This window comes from Flavobacterium sp. (genome assembly GCF_031363805.1).
Lineage (GTDB): Bacteria > Bacteroidota > Bacteroidia > Flavobacteriales > Flavobacteriaceae > Flavobacterium.
The window spans coordinates 1-9,130 of record NZ_JANLVD010000194.1 but is presented as its reverse complement, the minus strand read 5'-3'; the positions used below and the strand labels follow the sequence as shown (position 1 = coordinate 9,130).

Below are 9,130 nucleotides of genomic sequence, written 5' to 3'. Positions count from 1 at the left end.
AAAATCTCTTTATTTTCGAAAAGAAATTCTCTACGTTTATATTGACTTTGTATACTTTCGGCAAAAGGATGTATTACTAGTACTTTTTTGTTTTTTAAAACCCTACTCCAAGGATTCTTATGATTATAAGAGTTTAAATCTTCAAAGCCTATAGTTGCTGCATTTTTCAGTTCCTCTTTAAATTCATTTTCATAATCAATTCCAGATGCAAGTATGTCTATATTCACAATATCTTTAAGCATTCTTTGTGAAAATTTTTCTAAATTTTCTGATGTAGCTGTAAAAAAACCTGCATTATGTTGTAGTTCGTGTTTCATTTTTGGTGTCCAATCAACATCATCAATATCTCCAATTATATACTTTATATACTTTATATATTTTTTAAATATGTTATTTTTATTTATTTTATAAAAATAAACACATTTAAACTCAACATTTCCAAGTCTTGAAATCATACAAGGCTTATTAGAGGCTAATATATCATAAATTAAATCCGAAGATTCTTGTCCGTTATTTTCTGGCGGAAAACGATTAAAAAAAGTTCTGAGTTTTAGCCCAAAAACCTTTCCATATAATCTCCTCCCAATTTTCAATAAAAATAAAATCATACTTTTTAATAATAATTTACAAATGATTTATTTTTCATTTAATTATCCTAACAAACCATTATATATTTCTATATAAGCTTTAGCTTGTTGTTTTTTATTAAAATGATCCTTTGCATATTGCACAATAACCCCACTTTTATAATTTTCTTTGGTTTTATAAAAAGTTGCTATAGCTTCCGCCAAAGACAAACTTGATATTTCATTTGCTAAAACACCTGTAAAACCAATTTTTGTATGCTCTGCAATACCACCAATGGAGAATCCTATAAGCGGAATGCCGCAAGCAAAGGCTTCTAGCATAACATTAGGCAAATTATCCTCTAGGCTTGGCAACACAAAGGCATCTGCCATGGCATAACAAGCTGCCATTGCCACTGGCGAACTAATTTCTCCCAAAGATATAATTTTTATATTCTCATTTACAGGAATAACACCTTTTCCTATTGCTAATACTGTTATGGGTGTCTTTTTTAGGTTTACTAATGCTTCTTGCAGCAAATAAAATCCTTTGCGAATATTGCTAACATCTTCTGCCACAAAAAGAAGTACAAAATCATTTGGAGCAATATGGTGTTTTGCTCTTAGACTTGTTTTGTCTTGTGGGCAAAAAACAGTGAAATCTATAGCATTTGGAATGTGTGTTTTTGTAAAATGAGAAAAAACTTTACTTTCTCGAGCTGCTACCAGCATCCATTTAGAAGGTGTTACCACTACTCCTTTTTGTATTTTTTGTATAGCCTTTGCTTTGACTAATTTTATTTCATCATCTAATTTACTTGCAGTTTTGGCATTTGCCACTTCGTCATTTTTGTAATGAAACAAACCTTGAAAAGGGTTCATATCATGAAATGTCCAGACAATTGGTTTGTTGCAATTTTCAAAAAAAGTGGAATAGTCGAGAATGCCTGCAACCCAATGCAGGTTGATAATATCGGCTTCTTGCACCAACGGATGTTCGTGAAGTTTGTAATCACTAAATGGCAATGTCGCAATTTCACAATGCAAATCTTGCTTTATTAAGTTGAGTCTTTTTGTTGTTTTTTGAAATAAAGTAGCCAAAAAATAGTGTTGAAATTTGGTTTTTATTTTCTCGAAAAAAGACGGTTTTTGATAGTTAAAAAAAGAATCCGCTATTGTTTTATTTTCGAAATTTATAGTGCGATTTACCGATAAGTAAGCAGAAGACACGCCACTTTCGCACAAAGCTTCATGTAGCCTTAAAGCGGCAATTCCCGCACCACCTCTAGAGGAGGTTATAATATGCAATACTTTCATGAGTGGGTTATTTTAGCTTTTGCCAATTGAATTATTTTTCGGGAGAATTCTTTGGTATATCGTTTGAAATAGGAAAAAGAATAACCATAAAAAAGAAAGTCTATGCTTACTGTTTTTAGATTTTCTAACAACCCAAGAAATCCTATTGCATTCGTTTTTCCCCAAGAATGATCCCAAAGATGTACGGCATAACTTTCTGGTTGAATATATTTTGTGTAATGTTCTAATCTATTTTCAAACAATAACGGATAAAAATAGTCTGAACTAAAAATAATCTCGTTGGTAACTATTGTTTCTTGGTTTATAACAGGACTAAAAGTGTGTGTAATAACGGGTGGCGCAAACCCATTAAACTCATTTTTATTGTAAAAATTAAGCATTTGTTCTAAGAAACGGTGATTTGAAATAGTGCCGAAAATGGCAAAATTTATCCGATTTTTAACTTCTTCGGCAATAAAAAAATCATTTTGCAATAAATCGTCAATTGGTTTTAGCAATAGCATGTCGGTATCGAGATAAATTCCGCCTTGGTCAAAAAGTACTTTAGCCCTGATATAATCGGCAACGAAAGCATATTTTTTTTTTCGCAACGCATTTTTATAAAACGCATTGGCAAAGGATTGGGTGTTTTTTTCGTTCCATTCGATGATTTCAAAATCAGGACAAAATTGTTGCCAAGATTGCAAACAGTCTTGAAATGTTTTGGGCTTTGGGTTGTTACCAAACCAACAATAATGGAGTTTTTTGGGAATCATAATTTAGTTTTAAATCACAAAGGCAATTCCGTTATTTTTTATACTTTCTATCATTTCAGATTTCATTTGTGAAGTAATATTTGATCTTAAAGTATAAGCTTCTTCAAAAACATTTTCTGAATTCATTTTTAGTTTTTGTTTCTCTATAAACTCACTTGTTGTACAAGCAAATTTAGCTGGATTTCCAACATATACTGAATTTTCAGGAACCGATTTTGTAACAACTGACCCTGCTCCAATAATGGCATTGTCACCTATAGAAACACCCGGCATAATAATACTGCTTGTTCCTACGAAAACATTGTTTCCTATAATTACATTTTTTACAATCGTATAGTTCAAATGATTCTTGGTACTGGCATCATGTGCCAATATATGTACCCTTGGCGCTAAAGTAACATCATCGCCAATAGTAATGTGCCAGCAATGAGAATAATCGATAATACATTCTGGCAACATATTAAAATTAGTTCCTACGGTAAGTCCGTTCTCTTTGAGTTTATCTAATAAAGTTTTATGTATAGGTTTCGGAGAATTGAATCCTATTAGTTTTTTTGCTATTTTTTTTAATAAATATTTCATGAAAATTGAGTCATAAATTTCAACACTAACGAACTACATTTTCTTCCTAGATAACTTTTTTCTAGTTGCTGTAACATAACAAAACGATTCATAGCGAGCAATTTTCTGTTTTTTTTAGCATTTATATAATCATCATAAAATAATGAAAAATCATTTTTTAAAATCGTTTTCCTTTCTTTATTTCTTAAAATAACCCCTTCTGGACTACCACTTATTCCGTCAAGATAATAGGTCGAAAGTACTTCATGAACTGCTTTATATGTACTCCTATGAAAGACAATCGCATGTATGAAAAATTTCCAATCAGCTACAATCTTAAGGGTTTCATCATACAACCCTACTTTATCGAATAGGTTTCTTCTTATAAAAATGGACTGATGTGCAAAGGTATCTTCAAATAAAAAAGTAAAGTTTAAATTATCTATATGTTTTCCGATCTTATTATATCCTGGACCAAAAAAATGAATATCAAAAGCAATCAGGTCTTCCTTTTCGATATGATGGTGATATTTATTTAGCACTGCTGAATCATAAAAATGGTCACCACTGTTTAAGAATAACAAATAGTTGCCAGTAGCCATTTTTATACCTTTATTCAGAGCATTGTAAATTCCGTTGTCTTTTTCAGAAACCCATTTGTTTATAAATTTCTCGTGTTGTTTAATTATTTCTAGGCTTTCGTCTGTCGAGCCACCATCAACAACAATATATTCCATATCGGAATACTGCTGGGCTGCAACACTTTCGATAGTGCGTTGCAAGCCTGATGCATTGTTGTAATTGATGGTAATAATTGACAGTTTACTCATAATGAATTATTATAATTATTAGTTTTTATAGAAATTTTGAGTAATTCTATCAAAATAAATTATAGAAGGGTATGCAAAATACTCTTCTTTTATTTTTTTAATCCTGGGATTTATAATTCTTTTCAAATTTCTTCTTAAAAATTTTATTTTAGTACTGTTAATGATCCGATTGTATTTCTGTATTTTTTTTAACTGTATTTTTTCTTTTTCAGGTATACAAAAATCTATTTCGTTTTTAATTTTACCTCGAGCTTCTTCTAAGTATTGGTCAAGAAAAACCAGAGACAGCTGATTTTTCGAACGCAATCTAAAACCACCTAATTGAGCATGAGTTACAAATAATTTTTCGTACCTGAAAAAACGCAGCCATAATTCCAAATCTCCAGCATATTTAATATCTGTTGCAATATATCCTCCTGATTTTTCCCATAACTTTCTGCTCCAAAATGTTGACTCCTGCTGAATCCACTGAAAATCTCCCAAATAATAATCTAATTTAGACCACTTTCTTATATTGTTTACAAATACGTTTCGACCCATTTCGTCTAAACATGTTGGCATCCCTAATAACCAATTTACATCTGAAAAATTATTAAATATTTCCGCAACAGTGAAAAATGATTTTTTCTGGTAAACGTCATCAGAATTAATCCATCCCATTATATCACCAGTTGCTTTATCAAACCCTTTTTGAATTGCATCATACAAACCTTTATCAGGTTCACTTATCCAATAGAACAATTGATTTTCATACTTCTTGATTATCTCAACAGAATTATCACTACTTCCCCCATCTATAATTATATATTCCAAATTGGGGTAATTTTGCGATAAGACTGACAAAATAGTTTCTTCTAAGTATTCTTCTCCATTAAAATTTGGTGTTACTATTGTAATTTTTGGATAATTCATTTTAAATTTATTTTATTTATAACATCCAAGAATTTACTGCCAAACAAACTCAAATTTTCTTCGTAACTAAATTCGGGCTTAGCGATGTCATTTTTCAGAAACAATATGATTTGATCAATTAATTCATTTTCATTATAAGGATTAAAATAATAGCCTTGGTTCCCTAATTGCTCTTTGTGAACATTTAGAGAAGATACTATAAGATTTTGATTCATGGCTTTTGCATCCTCTACAACACTACTCCATCCTTCAAATAAAGAAGGTTGTATTATTGTCAAGGCATTTTTCATGAAACACAACTGTTCTTTTCTGTCTATAAAACCTAAAAAAATAATATTTTCTACTAAATCATTTTTTTTTACATATTCTTTCAAACTATCAAAATATATTGGATTTCTGTGATCAAACTCTTTTCCTGATAAAAGCACTTGAAATTTAAAATCATAAGTCTCTTTTATTTTTTTAATTGCTTTCAGGATAACTATATGATTTTTATGTTCCCAAAATTGATTTGGGGAAAAAAAATAAGGAATCTCATGTTGTATATTATATTTATTTTTCAGGTCTTCAATTTTTAAACCTGAGAAATTCGAGTGAAATACAGCAAAATTAACAACATAACATTTGGATTTTCTACTTGGATATAATTTTTTAAAATCATTAAAAGAATCTGCACTACTGAATAAAACATGTTTATCATTTGACAATAATTCTTCTTGACTTTTTTTTCTCAAATCTAAATAATCTTTGGCAAACAGATAAGGCAAATATACTTCTTGAAAATCAGGAATCCAGTACAAGTGTTTTTTGATGGTATTGGGAATGTTAACTTCACTTGGATGAAATAAAACATCAATCCCAAAATTGATCTTCTTATTGTTAACAGACTTTATTGAGAATAATTTCCTTTTCAATTTATTCTTATATTTTTCAAAAAAACCTTCTTTCGTATTATTTATTAACTGATATGTTACAAAGGGATAATTAAATTCTTTAATGGAATCAAAAGATTCGGTTTTATCACTTAAAATGACTAAGTGAGGTTTTATACTGCTTGGCAATAAGTTAAGTGATTGAATCAAGTTTTGATAGTAATAAGTTCCTCCAATCCAGTTTTCATCATATGAATAGATGAAACCTACTTTAATTCTTTTAGCCATAATACATACTTTTCAATTCCTTTATCAATTGATGTTGTTTTTTTATAGCCAATCTCGATCATGTTCGAAACATCAGCTAGCCAATTATTTGGGTCACCAATCTTCGCTTCGCCATTAAAAACAACTTTCTTTTCAGGACAAAACGCATTGATATATAAACTAGCTGCTTCGGAAATTGTCGTTTCAACACCATTTGCTACATTATAAATAGTCCCTTCAAACGAAGAATTTCGAATCACTAAATCTACAATTTGTATTAAATCATCAATATATACAAAATCTCTTGTTTCGTTTCCAGTTCCGTAAAGCGAAATAACATCACTTTTGAGTGACTTTTGATATAAATCCCAAAATAATTGTTTTTTTAGTCGTGGTCCATAAGCTGAAAAAACACGCAAACTACAAGTTTTTAGGTTAAAAAATTTATGATATTCTGTGAGTAGCAGTTCACTTTGTAGTTTGTGAAAACCGTAAGGGGAAAGTGGCTTACAAGGTGTATTTTCTATAATTGGTAGTGTTTTCGGATTACCATAAACAGCCGCACTCGAAAAATTAATAAATTTGCAATTAGGGTTATAATCCCTTATTGCTATTAAAATTTTTTGCACGTTAATTACATTGAGTTCAAAATCTTTTGAAGGATTTCCAAACGAGAATCCCACATGTGCAGAACCTGATGCATTGATACAAACATCAAATTGCTGTGTTTTAAAAACTGTTGTAAAATCAGAATTCTGACGTTTGATTTTATAACAACGGTCACTCTCAAGTTCTGAAACATTAGCACACCAGACATAATTGCCTTTTGCAGCAAAATAGTCGATACAATGACTGCCTATAAATCCATTTGAACCAATAATAAGTATTTTCATTTTTTAACAGCTATATAAGAATACATTCTTCCCGGAACTTTACTTTCATCATAGATAGCCCTCTTATACAATCCAATTCTATTAAAATACATTTTACGCAAAAATGGCAGTACTGAAAACAAGCCTATTTTCTTTTTTAAAGTAAGTAATGCTTTCTCTTGTTTTAGGTTGTACATATTAGCAATTTCTTCTTTTGAGTACGGAAAATAGTTAATAGTATTATCAAAATACTTAATTTCCTTTTCTATTTTCAAACCTGCATTTTTCATTTGTAGCTGGTATTCCTGAGGAGTAAACGCATTTTCTCCTCCATAATATTTTTGCAACGGATGATTTTCCAAGAACCATTTTTTATCGTTCTCATCAAACACAACATGGTCACGGATGGTAATAAACAAGCCTTTTCTTTTAAGCACTCTACTTCCTTCCTGAATAAATTTATTTAAATTATGGGCATGGTGCATACATTGTCGTGCGTAAACCACATCGAAACTTTCCTTTTCGAAAGCAATATCTTCTGCAAAAGCTTCAAAAATAGTGATTTTATCTAATTCATAATGAGTGATTAATTTCCTGATAGCTCCAGTTCCTATAGTTTCACTTGGGTCTGGTTCGATGATTTTTACTTCAAAACCCTGAAGTGCAAAAGCAATGGAACTGATTCCATTACCGCTTCCTATGTCCAGAATTGATTTTGCGTTTGGTGCATATTGTTTTATAAGTCGCAACGTTTCTATGAATTCATCACTTTTTGTAAATCGTTCTACGTTTAAAACTAAATCCTCTTCAAAATAAGCTTTCTCAACTAAAAATTGATATTCAGGTCGGGTTCTAATATATTTTATGGTTTGCTCCCAAGTCATTTTATCTTTCATCTTCTGGAATTTCTCTAATTATTCTAGCAGGATTTCCAGCTACGATTGTCCAGTCTGGAACATCTTTTGTAACCACACTTCCTGCACCAACAATGGCACCCTCGCCAATTGTAACACCTTTTAAAATAATACTGTTAAAGCCTATCCAAGCTTTGTTTTTAATTTTTATTTTATCTTTTCTTACATTTGTCCAATCTTTATATAATCCAATTTTGTTTTGATCAACGCCCCTTTTCCAAGAAATAACATCATTTTTTCTTTCAGACCATACGTGTGAATGCGAATTATTATCAGCTACTGTACACCCCCAAGAGAACATTACATCACTACCAATTTCTATTTCATCAATACATATAAATGTTCCACCTCCTATAAAAGTTCTATCTCCTATAATTATTTTTCCTTCTTTTTTTTCAAAAATAAAATCTCCATTCAACAAGCAATTTTCACCAATTTCTAGATATTTTTTATCTTCTAAAGGATTTCTTACAGAAATTCTTAAATTTGAAATATTTGACGATTGTGCAAACAATATATAACTTAAATTATCATTTACATGAATTTTAAGCTTGCTAATTTTACCTATAAAATTTATTATTTTCTTTATCAATTTCATAAGACTTTCCAATTACAATTAACGATAACACAACCAAAATCATTCGATCCATAAATATGGAATTCTGATCCTGTCTCGACAATTTCAAACGAAATACAATCTTCTTGATAATCTATTAACTGAACGTTAGGTATGTGTATTCCAAATGTAAGTCTAAACTTATTGGGAACTAAAAATTTTTCTGGTAATTTAACTTCAAATTCGTGTAAACCTTCTTTTTGAAGTATGGTTTTAAATTTTACTTCCGATGTAAATATTACCTGCTCTTTTCTATCTACAACTCGAAAACCCAAACTAGCATTTAAGTGTTTTTCTAATATTTTCGCTTTAATTTTGATTGTAATAGCTTCGTCAAAGCCAAATTCTGTTCTGTTTATATTGTTTTTATCAACGAGTTCTATAGCCGCTATTCCTGATTCTTCTATTAAATTATTAATATACAAACCTTTGTAACCTTCGTATTGGTTAGATTGCAAATAAAGTTCAATTACGTCACTTGTTTTTCCTTTCAATACAAATTTTCCGTTATCCAAAAGTACAGAATTTGCACATAACTTTTGAATAGAAGCCATATTATGACTTACAAACAAAACCGTGCGACCACCTTCTCGAGACATATTTTGCATTTTTCCGATGGCTTTTTTCTGAAATTCTGCATCGCCGACA

10 protein-coding genes and 1 pseudogene are annotated in these 9,130 nt (G+C 30.3%); all 11 read right to left on the bottom strand.

The features are described from left to right. A pseudogene (locus RMN92_RS10490) lies at nucleotides 1-608 on the bottom strand (hypothetical protein); the annotation flags it as partial. A gap of 42 nt (nucleotides 609-650) precedes the next feature. Further along, nucleotides 651-1,883 (bottom strand): glycosyltransferase, encoded by a 1,233-nt coding sequence (locus RMN92_RS10485; RefSeq protein WP_309609398.1) that lies wholly within the window; start codon nucleotides 1,881-1,883, stop codon nucleotides 651-653. Next, nucleotides 1,880-2,638, bottom strand: coding sequence for a glycosyltransferase (locus tag RMN92_RS10480; protein ID WP_309609397.1), 759 nt, complete (start codon nucleotides 2,636-2,638; stop codon nucleotides 1,880-1,882). The genes RMN92_RS10485 and RMN92_RS10480 overlap by 4 nt, the downstream gene beginning before the upstream one ends. 9 nt (nucleotides 2,639-2,647) lie before the next feature. After that, nucleotides 2,648-3,220, bottom strand: a complete 573-nt coding sequence (locus RMN92_RS10475) for a DapH/DapD/GlmU-related protein (RefSeq protein WP_309609396.1) — start codon at nucleotides 3,218-3,220, stop codon at nucleotides 2,648-2,650. After that, nucleotides 3,217-4,029, bottom strand: coding sequence for a glycosyltransferase family 2 protein (locus RMN92_RS10470; RefSeq protein ID WP_309609395.1), 813 nt, complete (start codon nucleotides 4,027-4,029; stop codon nucleotides 3,217-3,219). Before RMN92_RS10470 ends, RMN92_RS10475 begins: the two co-directional genes overlap by 4 nt. Before the next feature lie 18 nt (nucleotides 4,030-4,047). Continuing rightward, on the bottom strand, nucleotides 4,048-4,941 hold the full coding sequence (locus RMN92_RS10465) for a glycosyltransferase family 2 protein (protein WP_309609394.1): 894 nt from the start codon (nucleotides 4,939-4,941) through the stop codon (nucleotides 4,048-4,050). Next, the gene (locus RMN92_RS10460) at nucleotides 4,938-6,101 is read right to left on the bottom strand and encodes a glycosyltransferase (protein WP_309609393.1); all 1,164 of its coding nucleotides are present in this window, start codon (nucleotides 6,099-6,101) and stop codon (nucleotides 4,938-4,940) included. The genes RMN92_RS10465 and RMN92_RS10460 overlap by 4 nt, the downstream gene beginning before the upstream one ends. Beyond that, nucleotides 6,080-6,973, bottom strand: coding sequence for an SDR family oxidoreductase (locus tag RMN92_RS10455; RefSeq protein WP_309609392.1), 894 nt, complete (start codon nucleotides 6,971-6,973; stop codon nucleotides 6,080-6,082). The genes RMN92_RS10460 and RMN92_RS10455 overlap by 22 nt, the downstream gene beginning before the upstream one ends. Then, entirely contained in the window at nucleotides 6,970-7,848 is an 879-nt protein-coding gene (locus RMN92_RS10450; protein ID WP_309609391.1) for a class I SAM-dependent methyltransferase, read from the bottom strand. Before RMN92_RS10450 ends, RMN92_RS10455 begins: the two co-directional genes overlap by 4 nt. After that, on the bottom strand, nucleotides 7,838-8,464 hold the full coding sequence (locus tag RMN92_RS10445; RefSeq protein ID WP_309609390.1) for an acyltransferase: 627 nt from the start codon (nucleotides 8,462-8,464) through the stop codon (nucleotides 7,838-7,840). The genes RMN92_RS10450 and RMN92_RS10445 overlap by 11 nt, the downstream gene beginning before the upstream one ends. Beyond that, the coding region (locus RMN92_RS10440; RefSeq protein WP_309609389.1) for a Wzt carbohydrate-binding domain-containing protein at nucleotides 8,461-9,130 on the bottom strand (670 nt) is incomplete at its 5' end. The genes RMN92_RS10440 and RMN92_RS10445, both read right to left, overlap by 4 nt.